The following is a 15,712-nucleotide window of genomic DNA, read 5'->3' as shown; positions in this document are numbered from 1 at the left end:
TCATGGTGCCACCACCCGCGGGGCGCGGGCACCGATCGTTTCCGCCACCTCACCGAGCTCCGCGTACAGGGCCTCGCTGACCGCGACGCCATGCCGACGCGCGTCCTCCTCGTAGGCCGCCTCCCTGGTCCCCGGGTAGCCGACCGGCGAGCCGGCCTGAAGCGGAGGGCAGTCCAGGAGGCTCTGGAACATCCCCGCGGCGTCACTGAGGAAATCCTCCCGCGGCCGCAGCGCCGCGGGCTGGACGGCCAGCGCCAGGAAACCGATGTCGTCGTCCCGGCCGGTGGGGCTGCCGTCCCCGCCGAACGCCTCCGGTGCGGGGCCGAGGCCGGCACCGGCCACCAGCGCGGCCAGCACCTCGACCACGAGTGCGAGTCCGTAGCCCTTGAAGGCGCCGGTCTCGGGGCGGCCCCCCAGCCACATGAGGAAGCCCTCCCCCCGGTCGAGCGCGGCGGGATCGGTGACCGGCTGGCCGGACGCGTCCTGCAGCCACCCTTCCGGGATGCCGCGGCCGGCCCGTGCCGCTTCGCGTACCTTGCCGGTGGGTACCGCGGTGGTGCTCATGTCCAGCACGAACGGCGGCAGGCCGGGCCCGGCCGGGGCGGCGACGCTGAGCGGGTTGGTGCCGAGCATGGCGGAGCGTCCGCCCGGCGGCCGGGCGATGCGCTGCCGTCCGCAGTTGGACAGGAGCACGCCGACGGCCCCCTGCCGCACGGCCCGCCGAGTGTGGTGGCCGGCGCAGCCGAAATGCGTGCCGCCCCGAACCGAGACCATGCCGACGCCGTACTCGGCGCTGCGCGCGACCGCCATGTCCATGGCCTCGCCGGCAGCCCACAGACCGAGGCTCCGTCGGGCGTCGACGAGCACGGCGGCCCGCCGGTCCGCCACGATCTCCAGGTCGGCCGCCGGGTCCGCCCTGTTGTCGTCGAACAGGGGCAGGTACAGACGGGTGAGGTTGACCAGACCGTGCGAGCGCATGCCCGTCACATCGCCGTACAGCAGCGCCTCCGCCGCGGCGGACGCACGTGCTCGGGGCATGCCGCGGGCGGCGAACACCGCCGTCGCGAGGTCCAGCAGGCCGTCGTAGGGCAGCCGCACGTCGGTCCCACGGGCTGCCGGTTCTGCGGTCGTTGTCATGACTGTCCGTTCGTCGCTCGTGTGAAATGGCGCAGCAGACGCGCCACGCCCGCGGCGTAGGCCTCCAGGTCCGCGAGGTCCGCGAACTCTCCCTGCGCGTGTGCGTTGTTCGAGCCGAGATCCCCGGGCCCGAAGACGGTGGTGTAGGTGCCCGGGAACCGGTCCAGCCAGATGGCGTCACAGGTGAACGACGGCTCATCGGCCGGCACCCAGGGGAGGTCCGCTGCCCGGAGAACCGATTCGGCCCAGGGGTCCTCGCGCGCGACCAGGGCGGGAAGCCCGCGCTTGAGCCACTCCAGACGGGTCACCGACTCCGCTTCCTCGGCGGTCAGCCGGAAGTCCGGGAGGCCGCGGAACTTCTCGGTGAAGGCCGTCAGGCCCTCGGCCAGCAGCGCTTCCATGGTGCCCTCGAGTTTCCTGCCGTCGAGGCTGTCCTCGTAGGCGAGGTTCAGCAGCAGCTCGCCGGTGCCGTAGACGCGGTTGTGCAGCGGCCCTGTGCGCAGGCCTGCCACACAGACCCGGATGCCGTCGTTCCGGTGCGACAGTCGCTCGGCCAGGTGCTGGGCGAGGAATCCCAGCAGGACGCTGGCGTTGTGACCGCCACCTGGCCGGTCGTCGATGGAGTCCAGCCCGTCGACCACGACGCGCGCGGTCATCGACGCGGTCGAGCGCGGCAGCAGCCGGGAGCCGGTGGGTTCGCAGAAGATGTTCAGCCGGCCGACGAACCCCTGTTCCAGGAGCGGGCGGGTACCGAAGACGCCCATCGCCCCACCCTCCTCGCCGGAGACCAGTTGGATGAGGACCCCGGTGGTGCGCCCCAGCTCCGGCAGCAGCCCCGCGGCGGCCCTCACCGCCGCGAGCAGGGCGACGGCCGGCCCCTTGGCGTCGATCGCACCGCGTCCGTGGAATCTCCCGTCGAGGAAGCGGGACGGTTCCCAACCGCTCACCGTGTCCAGATGGACGTTGAACATGACCGTCCGCTCCCGGGGCATCTCGGGCCCCAGGCGGAGCACCATGCTGGGCTGGCACTCGAGGAAGTCGGGCACGTCGGCCAGGGCCTCGCGGACCATGCGCGGCACGTCGCGCCGGTCGAGCGCGGACGGGTCGGGGTGTCCGTGGTACGCCACGGAGAAGCCCAGCTCCGCGGCCGCCTCCGCGTACGCCAGCTGAGCCTCGCGAAGCCTCGGTCGCGGACCGTCGGCGCCGAGCTCCAGCAGCCCGACCGTGTTCATCTCCAGCAGCCGCAGCAGCAGTTCGCACTCGTGCGGCAGGAACGGGATCCGTTTCACACCGACCGCCGCGGCTCGTCCTCGTGGCGGGGGTCGCCCAGCACACGTGTGCTCACCAGTTCCTCCAGCGCCCGTCCGTAGGCGATGAACTCCTTCACGTAGTCCGAGCCGGTCGCCGCCACGGACTCGTGGGGCCGGACGTTGAGGTGCGGTTCGATGGACCACACCCCCCGGTACCCGTGGTCGACCAGCACGCGCAGGCTGTCGGCGACCCGGCAGACGCCTTCCCCGGGCATCACGTAGGCGGCCCCCGACCCCTCGGGCACCGCGTCCTTGATGTGGACGTGCTCCACGTGGGGGGCGATGTCCAGGAGCAGCCGGTAGGAGTCGTAGGAGTAGGCGACGCCGTTGCCGGTGTCGAACAGCAGCTTCAGCGCCGGGCTGTCCACGTGCGCCAGCAGATCGAGCATCCGGCCCGCCTCGCGCCCGGCCCACCCGGCGCAGTTCTCGTGCAGCAGGGTGAGACCCGCGCTTTCCGCGCGCCGGGCGAGCTCGGTGATCCGCGCGTACACCTCGCTGCGCCATCGGCCCTCTTCCAGGCCACCCTGGGGATAGGACATGATCCGGATCCGGCGGGTGCCGAGACGGGCACAGCGCTCGGTGAGGATCTCCAGCTCGCGGAGATCAGTGGCGAAGTCGGAGGTGATCGGGCGACCCCAGTTGGCGATGCGGGAGTCGACGCAGGCCACGCCCAACCCGGCCGCGTCCAGACGCTGGACCAGCCGGTCGAACGCGTCGTCGTCGAGGTCCGCGAGGGCCGCACCGTCCACGTTGCGCACTTCGATGAGGCCCCAGCCGAGCTCGGTGAGCGCCGCGAGCTGGCGATCGAGCGCCACCGCCGCCTCGTCCCCGATGCCGCACCACTCGATGCCGGGCGGCAACGCGAACCGGTCAGCAGGCATGAACCGCCCCTTCCCGCACGGGCGCCGGGTCGGCGGCGCGCTCGGCGGCCGCCCCGCGTATGGACAGCCTCTTCGCCGCGGTGAGCAGGGAGACGACCTGCGCCTGCAGCGCGAAGCCGGCGGTCAGGTCCGCGCCTGCGGCGAAGTCGCGGTACGTCTGCAGGAGACACGCGGTCAGCGCCTCGTCCTCGAAGACGTCGCTCGTGCCGGGGCGCCCGGGCACCTCGGTGTGCAACTGCGCGTAGGAGTCGGCCGCGCTGACCGGGTAGTGCCCGGTCAGCGTGCCGCCGGAGAAGCGCAGGGTGATGGTTCGTTCGCGGGTGGCGGACATGAGGTCGGAGGTGATGGTGGTGACCACGCCGCTGTCGTGCCGGATCGACGACCGGGCGGCGCCCATGAACCTGACCATGACGTCGCCGGCCCTGGCGTCCTCGCAGGACGCCTCGGTGACGCGGCCGTGCCCTGCCAGCCGCAGCGCGACGCCGACCGCGTGCGGCAACTCGATGTCGAAGACCGTCGGATGGCTCCGGCTCTGCAGCGTCCTGGTCAGGCGTGGCTTGTTCTGACGGATGTCGATGGAGCGCAGCGCGCCCATTCCGCCCGACAGCACCGCCGCCTCCAGCCGCTGCGTCAAGGTGCTGTGCAGCCACGGTGCGACGACAGCCAGGCGCAGACCGTGCCGGTCACGCAGCGCGCGGATCCTGTCCACCTCCGCGTTGTCCGCGGCCAGCGGCTTTTCCACCAGGATCGCGCGGAAGCCGAGTACGGCCAGTTCCTCCAAGACTTCGGCACGTACCCGCGGTGGGGTGCACAAGTGCACGACCGTGCGCTCGGGATCGAGCAGTGCCCGCGCCTCGGCCAGGGACCGGACCGGACGCAGCCCGCCGGTTCCCCCCTCCACCGGGACGGCGCGGATGTCGTAGCCGACAGGCGCCTCCGGGGCGAACAGATCCGCGTTCTCGCCGGGCACGCCGTGGCGCAATTTCCGCAGGATGGACAGGTGGAGACCGAGTCCCGACCTTCCCAAACCGACGATCAATGTCTGCAACAAGGTGAATGCCTCCGACTTGTCGTACGGGTCGTTCCGCTCTTCCTGCGTCCCTTCCGGCCGGTGGCCGATACAGGTAGTCGATCAACGCGCACGTGAATACGGCATCGGAAGACGGATGCGCGGTTCCGCATGAACGGTCGATAACGTCCCCGCAGTGCAGGTTATGCGCCATCGGGCGTGACCCCGAATGACAGGTTGCTGCCTGTGGGCGCCGCGGGAAGCACAGCGACCTGCTATGGCCCGGCCACACCCGCGTTTCTAGGGTGTGACCGTTCGGAAAGTCCCGGCCGAATCCGCCTGCGGCTTCGCCGTACGGCAGCCGCGCGGTTCCGGGCCGCGGGGAGAGGACTCCACATGAGTGTTGTCGGCGGAACCGCCCCCGAGAAGGCGAAGGGAAAGGAGGACGACTATCTCTTCGACACAGAATGGGACCACGAGGCGGAGCGCGTGCGGGCCAATGAGGCGCTGTGGGACGAGGGCACGATCGAACGCCTGGACCGCCTGGGGGTGACGACCGGCTGGTCGTGCCTCGAAGTGGGGGCCGGACAGGGCTCCATCGTCAGAGAGCTGGCCGAGCGCGTCGGCCCTGGCGGGCGCGTCCTCGCGGTGGACCTGTCCACGCGGCCGCTGCTCCCGCTCGCCCGGCCGCCCGTCGAGGTGGCCGCGCTCGACATCCGCGACGACGAACTGCCCGCCGAGCAGTTCGACCTCGTCCATGCCCGGATGGTGCTGCAACACCTGAAGGATCCGTACGCCGCGGTGGAGCGGATGGTTCGCGCCCTGCGTCCCGGCGGGCTGCTCTTCCTGGAGGACACCGACGCCCTGACGCTGTTCAGGTCGGCCGCCTCGGAGGACTTCCTGAAGGACGTGCACACCGCTGCCTACACGGTCATGGAGCAGACCGACTACTGCATGCGCGGTGGCCACATCGACCACCAGGCGGCCCTGCGGGCCGGCCTGGAGGACGTGTGGGCCGAGGGCCGGGCCGTGATGGTGCAGGGCGGTTCCGACAGGGCGCGGATGTACGTGCTGTGGCTGGAGTACCTGCGTCCACGGCTGCTCGGCCAAGGCCTGCTGACCCCCGAGCGCATCGACGAGGCCGTCCGTGCCATGAACGACCCGGACAACCACTGGCTGAGCCAGGTGCTCATCTCGACCTACGGTCGCAAGCCGGCCTGAGCCCCCGGCCGCCACCCCGACTCCTCCACGAAAGGCCGATCGGCGATGGCCGTGAAGACAGCCGTTCCCACCGAGGCCCCAGGCAGGTCGAAGCTCGGGGCGTACGCCAGGCTGGGAAAGCTCTCCTTCTTCGATTTCTACCTGTGCGTCCCGCTGGTGTGGACGGCGTTGCCGGGCGCCCTGCTGTGGCAGGCGTCGACCTGGCTCACCCTCACCCTCTTCCTGGCGGGGCAGGTCGGCGTCGTGGCCGCCACGGTCGCGTTCGATGACCTGACCGGCGTCAGAGACGGCAGCGACGCACGCAACTACACGCCGGAGACCGGGGCGTTGCGCGACCTCTCCCGCAAGCCGCTGCTCTCCGGTGTCCTGACCGTCCGGGAGGCCACCCGGTTCGCCTGGGGAGCGGCCGCCTGGGGGGTCGCGCTGTGGACGGTCACCGCCGCCACCGCGCCGCACCAGCCGCTGTGGGCATGCGTCGCGCTGCTCTACGTCGCCCTGTCCTCCATGCAGTACTCCTACGGCTTGAAGCTCAGCTACCGCGGCGGGCAGGAACTGCTGCTGGTCTCCTCGTCCGGACTCGTGGTGCTGCTGCCGTACGCGCTGGTCAGCGGCAGGGTCACCGGTCTTGTCGTGCTGGAGTCCGTCTTGTTCGGGTTGTGGAGCATCCTCGTCTCGCTGTACTCGAACATGAACGACATCGCCGGGGACCGGTTCGCGGGCCGGCGCAACCTGGCCACCATGACCGGACCGCGCGCCTACCGGTCGATCATCGCCGCACTCACCCTGGTGGAACCGGGGGCCGTGGTGGCCGCGGTCGTACTCGACGTCGTGCCGGCGTGGTTCCTGGCGATCCTCACGCCCCTGTTCCTGGCGCGTGCCGTACAGGTGTACAAGGGCGTGGTACGGGGCGAGGCGCTGGCGGCCCGCGTGCTGGGCATCAAGTGTCAGCGTCTTGGGGTCGTGCTGCTGTTGGCCGGCAACCTTCTCGCCGTCCACGTGGCCCGATGACCCACGGAAAGGGCCTCTCCCAGCCCGGCGGCACGCCGCGGGCGTCCGGGGGCGGGGGCCCCGCGGGGGACGGCAGGGCCACGCGCTCCCGCCATCCGGCCTGGAACCTGTCCGCCGCCGTGGCCGGCCTCATAGCCGTGATCGTCGCCTATTCGGGGCCCATGGCGGTGATCGTCCAGGCCGCGCGGGCGGCGGAGCTGCCGTCCGGGGCACTGGAGTCATGGGTCTGGGCGGTCTCCCTCGGCAGCGGTCTCGTAGGGGTGCTTCTCAGCATCGCCCTGCGGATGCCCGTCGTCGCCGCGTGGTCGACACCCGGCGCGGCCCTGCTGGTGGCGGCCCTGGACAGATATTCCTTCGCCGAGGCGGTCGGAGCGTATGTGGTCGCCGCGGCGCTCACCCTCGTGGTCGCGGCCACCGGGCTGTTCGACGCGCTGGTCCGAGCGATACCGGCGTCGATCGGCGCCGCCATGCTCGCCGGGATTCTGCTGGAGTTCGGCATCGATCTGTTCCGGGCGGCACAGGCCGACCTCACCATGGTCGCGGGCATGCTGGCCGGCTATGTCTGCTGCCGACGTCTCGCACCCCGCTGGTCCATCGCCGTCGCGCTGCTCATCGGCTGCGCGTGCGCCGTGCTGACCGGCCGGTTCCACTGGGACGCCATCCACCTGGGCCTCGTCCGGCCGCAGATCACCGTCCCGGCGTTCTCCCTCGATGCGGTGGTCGGCCTGGCCGTTCCCCTGTTCCTGGTCACCATGGCGTCCCAGAACGCGCCGGGCCTCGCCGTCCTGCGTGCCGCCGGCTACCGGCCCGACGCGGGCAGACTCGTGCTGGCGACCGGAGCGGCTTCCGCGCTGCTGGCGCCCTTCGGCTGTCACGCGATCAACCTCGGAGCGATCACTGCCGCCATCTGCACCGGTCCGGAAGCGGACGAGCAGCCCGAGCGGCGCTACATCGCGGGGGTGTACTGCGGCTTCTTCTATCTGCTCGTCGGCCTCTTCGGCACCGCGGTCGTGGGCCTGTTCACCGCGTTGCCCGACGCCCTGGTGAGCGCGGTGGTGGGGACGGCGCTGCTGGGTGCGCTCGGTGGTGCGATCGCGTCGGCCACGCAGACCGCGGCGGATCGTGACGGCGCCTTGGTCACCATGCTCCTGACCGCATCGGGAGTGGAATTCCTCGGCATCGGTTCCGCATTCTGGGGGCTGGTTGCGGGAACAGCGGTCCACCTGATCATCGTCCGGGCGCGGAGCGTCCCATTGAGGAAGGACCGTACAGGCTGACAGGTGTTTGCTATGGCAGCCACTGAATTACGCACGGACCATTGCGGTGCGAGACATCCCGGATGTGAGCGGCCGGCTCATGAAAAAGAATAACGGAAAGGGTGACAGGTGCCCACGATCAAGAATTCGGAGTCGCCTTCTGCAGGACGTACCGTGAAACGGGTGCTGCTGGCCGAACCCCGCGGGTTCTGTGCCGGCGTCGACCGCGCCATCAGCATGGTGGAGCAGGCGCTGGAAACGTACGGGGAACCCGTCTACGTGCGCAAGCAGATCGTGCACAACGAGCATGTCGTCCGTGAACTGCAGGGCCGTGGTGCCCGGTTCGTGGATTCGGAGGACGAGGTGCCCGAAGGCGCGATATGCGTTTTCTCCGCGCATGGCGTCTCTCCCGCCGTGCGCGACAACAGCGCCCGGCGCGGCCTTCGCGTGATCGACGCCACCTGCCCACTCGTGGCCAAGGTGCACCAGGAGGCCAAACGGGCCTCCGCGAACGGCCGCACCATCGTGCTGATCGGCCACGCCGATCACGAGGAGGTGGAGGGCACCTTCGGCGAAGCCCCGGACCGCACCGTGGTGGTGCCCACCGTGGACAGTGCCCGGCGCCTCGAACTCCCGGAGGGGACGGAGGTCACGTTCCTCACGCAGACCACGCTCTCTCTGGACGAGACGCGTGACATCATCACCGAACTGACCCGGCGGTTCCCCGGGATACAGGGCCCGGGCACCGACGACATCTGCTACGCCAGCCAGAACCGCCAGAACGCGGTGAAGGAGATCGCGGCGCGCTCGGATGTGGTCCTGGTCGTGGGCTCGGACAATTCCAGCAACTCCGTTCGCATGGTCGAGGTGGCCAGGGGCCGGGGCACCCCGGCGTACCTCGTCAACGACGTGTCGCGGCTCGACGAGAGCCGGCTCGCCGGGGCCGACGCCGTCGGCGTCACCGCCGGCGCCAGCGCCCCCGAGTTCCTGGTGCGGCAACTGCTGAACCGGCTGGACGAACTCGGGTACACCGGCCGGGAAGTGGTGCGTACCACCACCGAGAACGTGACCTTCGCCGTTCCGGGCAGTCTGTTCGACCACGCTGGACACCGGGACTGACCCCTCCACTCGCCCTGTGGCATCCCCTACCGAGGTATTGACATGGTCGACGTGACAGCAGTGGAAGACACGACACAGTCCTTGAACGCCGGTGTGCTGCGGCAGCAGGTCATGGAGCGCGTCGAGCGGCGCCTCGCGGAGCTGCTGCGGGACGAGCGGAACAGCTGGCACCAGCTGAACCCCGACTCCGTCGAGCTGATCGACTGCGTGGCGGACATGGTCGCCAGTGGAGGCAAGCGGCTGCGCCCCGCGTTCTGCGTATCGGGTTACCTGGCCGCCGGCGGTTCTCCCGACTCGGCGGCGATCGTCGATGTCGCCGCCGCACTGGAACTCCTGCACACGTTCGCGCTCCTGCATGACGACGTCATGGACGGCTCGCAGGTGCGCAGGAACGCGCCCACAGCACACGTCCGGCACTCGGAACTGCACAGGCGGCGCTCCTGGAAGGGAGAAGCTCGCCGGTACGGTGAGAGCGTGGCCGTCCTCGCCGGCAATCTCGCGTCGGTGTTCGCCAACCGTCTCGTCGCGGGCTCGCCGCCGCAGGTCGCGGCGGTCTGGGGCGAGTTGTGCTCCGAACTGATGATGGGGCAGTTCCTGGACATCCGGGCGGCCGCCCGATGTCAGCCCGACGCGGATCTCGCCCGTTGGATCGCGCGGTTCAAGTCGGGCCGGTACACGATCCAGAGGCCCCTGTGGCTGGGCGCCGCTCTGGCCGGAAACACGGCCCTGTCACAGACGTTCGAGGAGTACGGGAGTGCTGTCGGTGAGGCGTTCCAGCTGCGCGACGACCTGCTGGACGCCTTCGGCGATCCGCGGGTGACCGGCAAGCCGAACAGGCTGGACTTCGCCGGTCACAAGATGACACTGCTGATGTGTTTCGCGATGGCTGACGAACCGTCGATCGCCACGCTGATGGGAGACGACTGGTCAGCGGTGGCTCCGCAGGAGCTGTACGACCTGCTCGTGGAGCATCGCGTCCACGAACGTGTGGAGGCGTTGATCGAGAAGCAGGTGGAAGCGGCTCAGGCGGCCGTACGTGACGCCGGTCTCGCCCCGGGATGGGCGGAGGAACTCACGGCCATGGCGGTGTCCGTCGCCTACCGGGACTGCTAGGGCCTTTCGTCACCTTCCCGTCGTCCGCCCGGAAGGCGGGCCCGGCGGCGTGCAGACATCACCGTCACCGCCCACGCCCTGGACCTGGCCCGCCCGCCGGCCGAGCTGCTGTCGGCCGTGGCCATCCTGGCGGACCGGATCACCGCGACCGCGGCGCCAGGTGCGGGCGCCGCCGCCGACCCCCCCACGGCCCACGGCCCACGCCCCACCGAAGCCGACCAGCCTCCGCTCTTCAGCCGCGGAAGTCCGCCGGGCGTTCCGGGGACGCCTCGGCCAGGGCCTTGGTGATCGCGTCGGTGCCGGCGCGCAGGCCGTAGACCGGGGTGCCGGGCTGCTGGCGCCAGGAGTCGTCGATGCCGCCCGCGTCGACGGTGTCGAAGCCGAGTGCGTCGATCAGGTCGCGCACCGTGCGCTTGGCCGCCTCGTCGTCGCCGGCCACCGGGAGGGCCATGCGGTCGGGGTCGCCGGCCGGGAGCGGGCGGTCCAGGATGTCCTGGGCGTAGGTGCCGTTGAACGCCTTGACCACCGGGTGGCCGATCTGCCGCTCGGTCCAGCGGCTCTCCGTGAGGCCCTCGTCCTCGATCGCGGCGATCCTGCCGTCCCGCTGCCGCGGGTGGTAGTTGCCGGTGTCGATGACGGCGACGCCGTCCGCCGCGCCGTCGAGGAGACCGGACGGCAGGTCCGGGACCGCCTTCAGGGGGATGGTCACCACGACCACGTCCGCTCCCCGCGCCGCCTCCTCGACCGGCACGGGCGTCGCCCCGGTCTCCTCCGCCAGGGCCGTGAGCGTGTGCGGGCCGCGGGAGTTGGCGACGGACACGTCGTGACCGAGGGCGGTGAGCCGCCGGGTCGGGTTGCCGCCGATGTTGCCCGCTCCGATGATGCCGATCTTCATGTCCTCGCCTCGCCTTTCGGGATGTGGACAGCGCCTCGCGGAGCCTCAGTGCCCAGGGCGACCTCCGGGGCGGACGGGCTGTTCCGGGTCCCGGGCGGGTGCGAACGGGTCCTCCAGCTCCGCGCGCAGCACCTCCGCCGCGCCCTCCGCGTCCCCGTCCGCCACCGCCCGGACGAGCGCCTCGTGGGCCTCGTCGCCGGTGTCCGGGTCGTGGGCGCGCAGGCCGGTCAGAGAGAGCAGGTCGATCAGGCCCTCCCGCAGGACGGGCGTGAACTCGGTGAACAGGTCGGCGAGCACGGGGTTGTGGGCGGCGGCGACCACGGCGGCGTGGAAGGCGATGTCCGCGTCGACGAAGGCGGCGTCGTCGAGAGGGCCGGCGGCCCGGCGGGCCCGGAGGGCCGCCCACAGTGCCGTGACGTCCTCCGGCGCGCGGCGGCGCGCGGCCAGCCGGGCCGCGTGCACCTCGACCGCCATCCGGACCTCGTAGACGTCGGTGACGGCGGCCCGGCGCAGCCGGGTGGGCCAGTCCTCGACCGGCTCGGTGGCGATGACGAAGACGCCGGCGCCCTGGCGGGGCCGTACCAGTCCGGCACCGGTGAGCGCGCGCAGCGCCTCGCGGACGGTGGAGCGGCCGACTCCCAGTTCCTTCGCCAGGGTCGTCTCGCCGGGCAGTTTGGTGCCGACCGGCCAGTGGCCGCCGGTGATCTGCTCGCGCAGCCGGGCGGCGGCCTGCTCGACCAGGGGGCTGGGGCGGACGGCACCTAGCGGCATGGGGTTCACCAACTTGTCTGAGGAGAGAGGGGATTCCACTTGTCTGAGGACCTGAGCAGTGGTTAGCGTACTGCGCGTGACGCTGCGCGGTCTCCTTCTCCTCGGCTGCCGCGGCGGGGCCTGACGCGACCGGCACCCCGCCGCGGGGCGCCGTGCTGCCGGTCACCGTCCGACCGAGCCGAAGGCCACAGCCGACGATGACCACGACCACCACCCCCGCCCCGGCCTGGAACCCCCAGCGCCCGGGCCCCATGCCGTACCACCGCTACCGCCCCTTCCAGGAGCGCGTGCACGTCCCCGCCGCCGGCCGCGCCTGGCCCGCCGCCCGGATCGAGCGCGCTCCCCTCTGGGTCCCCGTCGACCTGCGCGACGGCAACCAGGCCCTCGCCGAACCGATGGACACGCCCCGCAAGCGCCGCTTCTTCGACCTGCTGACCGGCGTGGGCTTCAAGGAGATCGAGGTCGGCTACCCGTCGGCCAGCCGCACCGACTTCGACTTCGTCCGGCACCTGGTGACCAGCGGCGCCGTACCGGACGACGTCACGCCCGTGGTGTTCACCCCGGCCCGCCACGATCTGATCGACCGCACCTTCGAGGCGATCGAGGGGCTGCCGAGGGCCGTCGTCCACCTGTACATCGCGACCTCGCCGGTGTGGCGGGAGGTCGTCCTGGGGCGGGACCGGGCGGCGGTGTGGCGGACCGTGCGGGAGGCCGCCGAGCACATGGCCCGCCGCGCGGACCGCTCCTCGTACGTCCGTTTCCAGTTCTCCCCGGAGACCTTCAACCTGACCGAGCCGGACTTCGTGCTCGAACTGTGCGACGGGCTGAGCGAGTTGTGGGACGCGAGCCCCGACCGGCCGGTCACCCACAACCTGCCCGCGACGGTGGAGATCGCGACGCCGAACGTCTACGCCGACCAGATCGAGTACGTCCACCGGAATCTGTCCCGCCGCGACAGCGTGATCCTCTCCGTGCACCCGCACAACGACCGCGGCACCGGTGTCGCCTGCGCCGAACTGGCCGTGCTGGCCGGTGCCCAGCGGGTGGAGGGCTGCCTGTTCGGCAACGGGGAGCGCACCGGCAACGTCGACCTGGTGACCCTCGCGCTGAACCTGTACGCGCAGGGGGTCGACCCGATGCTCGACTTCCGGGACCTCGACGCCGTACGGGAGACGGTCGAGCACTGCAACCGGCTGCCCGTGCACCCGCGCCATCCGTATGCCGGGGAGCTGGTCCACACGGCCTTTTCGGGCACCCACCAGGACGCCATCGGCAAGGGCCTGGCCCGGCACGCCGAGCGGGCGCGGGAGCTGGGGGTGCCGGAGGGGCGGGCGCCCTGGTCGGTGCCGTACCTGCCGATCGACCCGGCGGACGTGGGCCGCTCCTACGAGGCGGTGATCCGGGTGAACTCGCAGTCGGGCAAAGGCGGCGCGGCCTATCTGCTGCGCACCGCGCACGGCGTGGACCTCCCGGCGCGCATGCGGCCGGACTTCTCCCGGGCGGTGCAGCGTGCGACGGACGACAGCGGGCGGGAGATGACGGCGAAGGAGCTGTACGCGCTGTTCCGGGCGACGTACGCGGTGGAGGACGGGGAGGTGGCGCTGGACGCCTGGTCCGTGCACCGGGACGGGGCCACGGGCGGGCACCGCTTCGTGTGCACCCTGCGGACCGGCGAGCGCACCGGCGACTACGAGGGCACGGGCGCCGGCCCCGTCTCCGCGTTCGTGGACGCGCTGGCGGGGGCCGGGATCGCCGTGGAGGTCCTGGACTTCTGCGAGCGGGCCGGTGACGAGGGCACGGACGTGTTCGCCGAGTGCCGGGTCGGCTCCGCGACGTGCTGGGGCGCGGGCCGGGACGCCTCGGCCCTGGCCGCGTCCGTGCGGGCGGTGCTGGCCGCGGTGAACAGGGCGCTGCGGTGACGGGGATCGTCCTGCGGGCCGAGGACGTCGAGGTCGTGCGCGACGGCCGGCCGATCCTGGCGGAGGTGTCCCTGACCGTCCGGGCCGGGGAGCACTGGGCGCTGCTGGGGGCCAACGGCGCGGGCAAGTCCACGCTGCTCCGGCTGCTGGGCGCGCTGGTCCATCCCACCCGGGGCACCGTGGAGGTGCTGGGTCACCGGCTGGGCCGGGTCGACCTGCGGGAGCTGCGGGCCCACGTGGGGCATGTCGATCCCCGGCATCCGCTCGCCTCGCCGCTGCGGGTGCGGGACGTGGTGCTGACCGGCCTGACCAACTCGGTGGAGCCGCTGCCCCGGTGGCGTCCGGCGCCCGGGCAGGCCGAGCGGGCCGAGCGGCTGATCGGGACGCTGGGGCTGGCCGAGCACGCCGAGGCGCGTTGGCCCACGCTCTCGCAGGGGCAGCGCGGCCGGGCCCTGATCGCCCGGGCCCTGATGCCGGAACCCCGGCTGCTGCTGCTCGACGAGCCGGCGACCGGGCTGGACCTGCCGGGCCGGGAGCAGTTGCTCGGGGCGCTGGAGGACCTGCGCAGGGAGCATCCGCGTCTCGCCACGGTCCTGGTCACCCATCACCTGGAGGAGCTGCCGGTCCACACCACGCACGCCCTGCTGCTGCGCGAGGGCCGTCCGCTCGCGGGCGGCCCGGTGGGCGAGGTGCTCACGGCCGACCGGCTGGGCAAGTGCTTCGACCTGCCGCTGGCGCTGGAGCGGCGCGAGGGCCGGTGGAGTGTGCGCACGGCCCGCCGGGCATGACGAGGGGCCCGGTCCGTTCGTGGACCGGGCCCCTTCGTGCAGGTGCGGGCGTCCCCGGCGGCTTACTTGTTCAGGTAGGCCCAGAACTCGTCGAAGCTCAGCTTCTTGTCGCCGTCGAGGTCGCGGGCCTTGATGACGACCTCGGCGACCGACTCGGTGACGTTCCAGTCGCCCGACCGGGCCAGGGCGGTCTTGAACTCGGCAGCGGTGATGAATCCGTCACCGTCCGTATCGATCCGCTCGAACTGCTTGCGTGCTTCCTCGATGTCCGCCACCGATCCGCCCCTCATCTCGTGCTGTACGTCGTACTGACGCAGGTCAGATTAACCGCCCGCCCGGACCTCCAGCGCGGCGACCACCCAGGCGAACTCCTCGCGGTACGCCGCCTGTGGCCCGGACCCGTTCACGACGGCCATCAACTCCCGGTAGCGGGCGACCCGGTCGGTGGCGTGCGACCGCAGCCGTTCCAGCACGGTCGCGGGGTCGGCACCGCCCAGCAGCTCGCGCAGCACCTCGGCCGCCTCGGGCGAGTCGGGGGCGATGCCGCGCTCGCGGGCCGAGGCTCCCAGCTGGACGAGCCGGCGGGAGAACCACAGGGACGCCCCGGCGGGCGTGGTGTGGCCGTGGTCCGCCGCGTTGAACTCGGCGACCTTGCGCATCTCGGCCCGGAAGCCGGGGTCCTGGAGCATCTCGGCCAGTTCCAGCCAGGCGTCCACCTGCTCGGGCGTGGGCTCCTCGGGCAGGTCGGCGGCGGTGTTCCGCATGCGTTCGCGGATCACCGGGTCCGCCGTGTCCAGCCCGTGGAACACCTCGTCCACGAACTCCTCCAGGATGCGCCGCCGCTCGGCCGCCGACAGTCGTGCCAGTTTGTTGACCACCGTCATCTCCTCCGCGTCGGAACCCCGCTTCGCGACCGTCGACAGCACCGCACGCGTCACCTTCAGGGACCTGATCTGCGCGTCCAGCGCGACCACGTGCGCGGCCGCGACCCGCGCGACGGTCGTCTCGCCGGCCAGCACCCGGCGGACGTCCGCGAGGCCCAGGCCGAGCTCGCGCAGCGTCCGGATCAGCTCCAGCCGGGCCACGGAGGCGGCGTCGTACAGCCGGTAGCCGCCCTCGGACCGGGCCACCGGGGGCAGGGCGCCCTCGTCGGACCAGTAGCGGATGGTGCGCACGGTCAGTCCGGTGGCCCGGGCCAGTGCGCCGATGGTGAGCAGTCCGGTGCCGTCGTCGGTCATGTCTGGGAGTCTGGACCTTCCAGCGGGCGGAGACTCAAGGAGCGGGC

At 71.8% G+C, this 15,712-nt stretch carries 14 protein-coding genes and 1 pseudogene; 7 read left to right on the top strand and 8 right to left on the bottom strand.

All coding sequences use genetic code 11. The features are described 5' to 3' along the window. The 4 genes from C1703_RS27865 to C1703_RS27850 are packed head-to-tail and all read right to left on the bottom strand — an operon-like array spanning position 1 to position 4,310. Positions 1-1,137 carry an Ldh family oxidoreductase gene (locus tag C1703_RS27865; RefSeq protein ID WP_114255411.1) on the bottom strand — a complete coding sequence of 379 codons (1,137 nt, stop codon included), beginning with the start codon at positions 1,135-1,137 and terminating at the stop codon, positions 1-3. Continuing rightward, positions 1,134-2,426 (bottom strand): M20/M25/M40 family metallo-hydrolase, encoded by a 1,293-nt coding sequence (locus C1703_RS27860; RefSeq protein WP_232840613.1) that lies wholly within the window; start codon positions 2,424-2,426, stop codon positions 1,134-1,136. The genes C1703_RS27865 and C1703_RS27860 overlap by 4 nt, the downstream gene beginning before the upstream one ends. Beyond that, positions 2,423-3,328 carry a sugar phosphate isomerase/epimerase family protein gene (locus tag C1703_RS27855; RefSeq protein ID WP_114255410.1) on the bottom strand — a complete coding sequence of 302 codons (906 nt, stop codon included), beginning with the start codon at positions 3,326-3,328 and terminating at the stop codon, positions 2,423-2,425. Before C1703_RS27855 ends, C1703_RS27860 begins: the two co-directional genes overlap by 4 nt. Beyond that, positions 3,318-4,310 (bottom strand): hypothetical protein, encoded by a 993-nt coding sequence (locus tag C1703_RS27850; RefSeq protein WP_198678295.1) that lies wholly within the window; start codon positions 4,308-4,310, stop codon positions 3,318-3,320. The genes C1703_RS27855 and C1703_RS27850 overlap by 11 nt, the downstream gene beginning before the upstream one ends. Positions 4,311-4,733: 423 nt before the next feature. On the opposite strand from C1703_RS27850, the gene C1703_RS27845 reads away from it, so the two are divergent. The 5 genes from C1703_RS27845 (at position 4,734) to C1703_RS27825 (ending at position 10,054) form a co-directional block, all read left to right on the top strand. Further along, positions 4,734-5,558: a class I SAM-dependent methyltransferase gene (locus tag C1703_RS27845; protein WP_114255409.1), complete on the top strand. Its 825-nt coding sequence runs from the start codon at positions 4,734-4,736 to the stop codon at positions 5,556-5,558. Positions 5,559-5,603: 45 nt separating this feature from the next. After that, positions 5,604-6,566, top strand: coding sequence for a UbiA family prenyltransferase (locus C1703_RS27840; RefSeq protein ID WP_114255408.1), 963 nt, complete (start codon positions 5,604-5,606; stop codon positions 6,564-6,566). After that, positions 6,563-7,843, top strand: coding sequence for a benzoate/H(+) symporter BenE family transporter (locus tag C1703_RS27835; RefSeq protein ID WP_114255407.1), 1,281 nt, complete (start codon positions 6,563-6,565; stop codon positions 7,841-7,843). Before C1703_RS27840 ends, C1703_RS27835 begins: the two co-directional genes overlap by 4 nt. Positions 7,844-8,005: 162 nt before the next feature. Then, positions 8,006-8,941 (top strand): 4-hydroxy-3-methylbut-2-enyl diphosphate reductase, encoded by a 936-nt coding sequence (ispH, locus tag C1703_RS27830; RefSeq protein WP_114257625.1) that lies wholly within the window; start codon positions 8,006-8,008, stop codon positions 8,939-8,941. Between the two features lie 51 nt (positions 8,942-8,992). Beyond that, the gene (locus C1703_RS27825) at positions 8,993-10,054 is read left to right on the top strand and encodes a polyprenyl synthetase family protein (RefSeq protein ID WP_232840612.1); all 1,062 of its coding nucleotides are present in this window, start codon (positions 8,993-8,995) and stop codon (positions 10,052-10,054) included. A 232-nt stretch (positions 10,055-10,286) separates the two neighbouring features. On the opposite strand, the pseudogene C1703_RS27820 reads toward C1703_RS27825, so the two are convergent. Beyond that, positions 10,287-10,952: pseudogene (locus C1703_RS27820) on the bottom strand (NAD(P)-binding domain-containing protein); the annotation flags it as partial. Positions 10,953-10,994: 42 nt separating this feature from the next. Next, complete coding sequence (locus C1703_RS27815) at positions 10,995-11,720, bottom strand: FCD domain-containing protein (RefSeq protein ID WP_114255404.1); 726 nt, start codon at positions 11,718-11,720, stop codon at positions 10,995-10,997. A gap of 197 nt (positions 11,721-11,917) precedes the next feature. Between C1703_RS27815 and C1703_RS27810 the strand changes: the two genes are divergently transcribed. Together C1703_RS27810 and C1703_RS27805 are read left to right on the top strand one after the other, a co-directional pair. Continuing rightward, positions 11,918-13,639, top strand: coding sequence for a 2-isopropylmalate synthase (locus C1703_RS27810; RefSeq protein ID WP_114255403.1), 1,722 nt, complete (start codon positions 11,918-11,920; stop codon positions 13,637-13,639). Next, positions 13,636-14,427 carry an ATP-binding cassette domain-containing protein gene (locus C1703_RS27805; RefSeq protein ID WP_114255402.1) on the top strand — a complete coding sequence of 264 codons (792 nt, stop codon included), beginning with the start codon at positions 13,636-13,638 and terminating at the stop codon, positions 14,425-14,427. Before C1703_RS27810 ends, C1703_RS27805 begins: the two co-directional genes overlap by 4 nt. 62 nt (positions 14,428-14,489) lie before the next feature. Here the strand turns inward: C1703_RS27805 and C1703_RS27800 are convergent, their stop codons facing one another. Both C1703_RS27800 and C1703_RS27795 read right to left on the bottom strand, forming a co-directional pair. After that, positions 14,490-14,702 (bottom strand): EF-hand domain-containing protein, encoded by a 213-nt coding sequence (locus tag C1703_RS27800; RefSeq protein WP_114255401.1) that lies wholly within the window; start codon positions 14,700-14,702, stop codon positions 14,490-14,492. Between the two features lie 48 nt (positions 14,703-14,750). Beyond that, positions 14,751-15,665 carry a MerR family transcriptional regulator gene (locus tag C1703_RS27795; protein WP_114255400.1) on the bottom strand — a complete coding sequence of 305 codons (915 nt, stop codon included), beginning with the start codon at positions 15,663-15,665 and terminating at the stop codon, positions 14,751-14,753. Positions 15,666-15,712: the final 47 nt, after the last annotated feature.

This window comes from Streptomyces sp. Go-475, assembly GCF_003330845.1.
GTDB lineage: Bacteria > Actinomycetota > Actinomycetes > Streptomycetales > Streptomycetaceae > Streptomyces.
Note: the sequence above shows the minus strand (reverse complement) of the source record. Positions and strands in the feature narration are given on the sequence as shown.

Bases quoted from the DNA above. Each gene is read 5' to 3' on its own strand.
- C1703_RS27865 (WP_114255411.1), bottom strand. From the start codon at position 1,137: ATGACAACGACCGCAGAACCGGCAGCCCGTGGGACCGACGTGCGGCTG.
- C1703_RS27855 (WP_114255410.1), bottom strand. From the start codon at position 3,328: ATGCCTGCTGACCGGTTCGCGTTGCCGCCCGGCATCGAGTGGTGCGGC.
- C1703_RS27845 (WP_114255409.1), top strand. From the start codon at position 4,734: ATGAGTGTTGTCGGCGGAACCGCCCCCGAGAAGGCGAAGGGAAAGGAG.
- C1703_RS27840 (WP_114255408.1), top strand. From the start codon at position 5,604: ATGGCCGTGAAGACAGCCGTTCCCACCGAGGCCCCAGGCAGGTCGAAG.
- C1703_RS27835 (WP_114255407.1), top strand. From the start codon at position 6,563: ATGACCCACGGAAAGGGCCTCTCCCAGCCCGGCGGCACGCCGCGGGCG.
- C1703_RS27815 (WP_114255404.1), bottom strand. From the start codon at position 11,720: ATGCCGCTAGGTGCCGTCCGCCCCAGCCCCCTGGTCGAGCAGGCCGCC.
- C1703_RS27810 (WP_114255403.1), top strand. From the start codon at position 11,918: ATGACCACGACCACCACCCCCGCCCCGGCCTGGAACCCCCAGCGCCCG.
- C1703_RS27795 (WP_114255400.1), bottom strand. From the start codon at position 15,665: ATGACCGACGACGGCACCGGACTGCTCACCATCGGCGCACTGGCCCGG.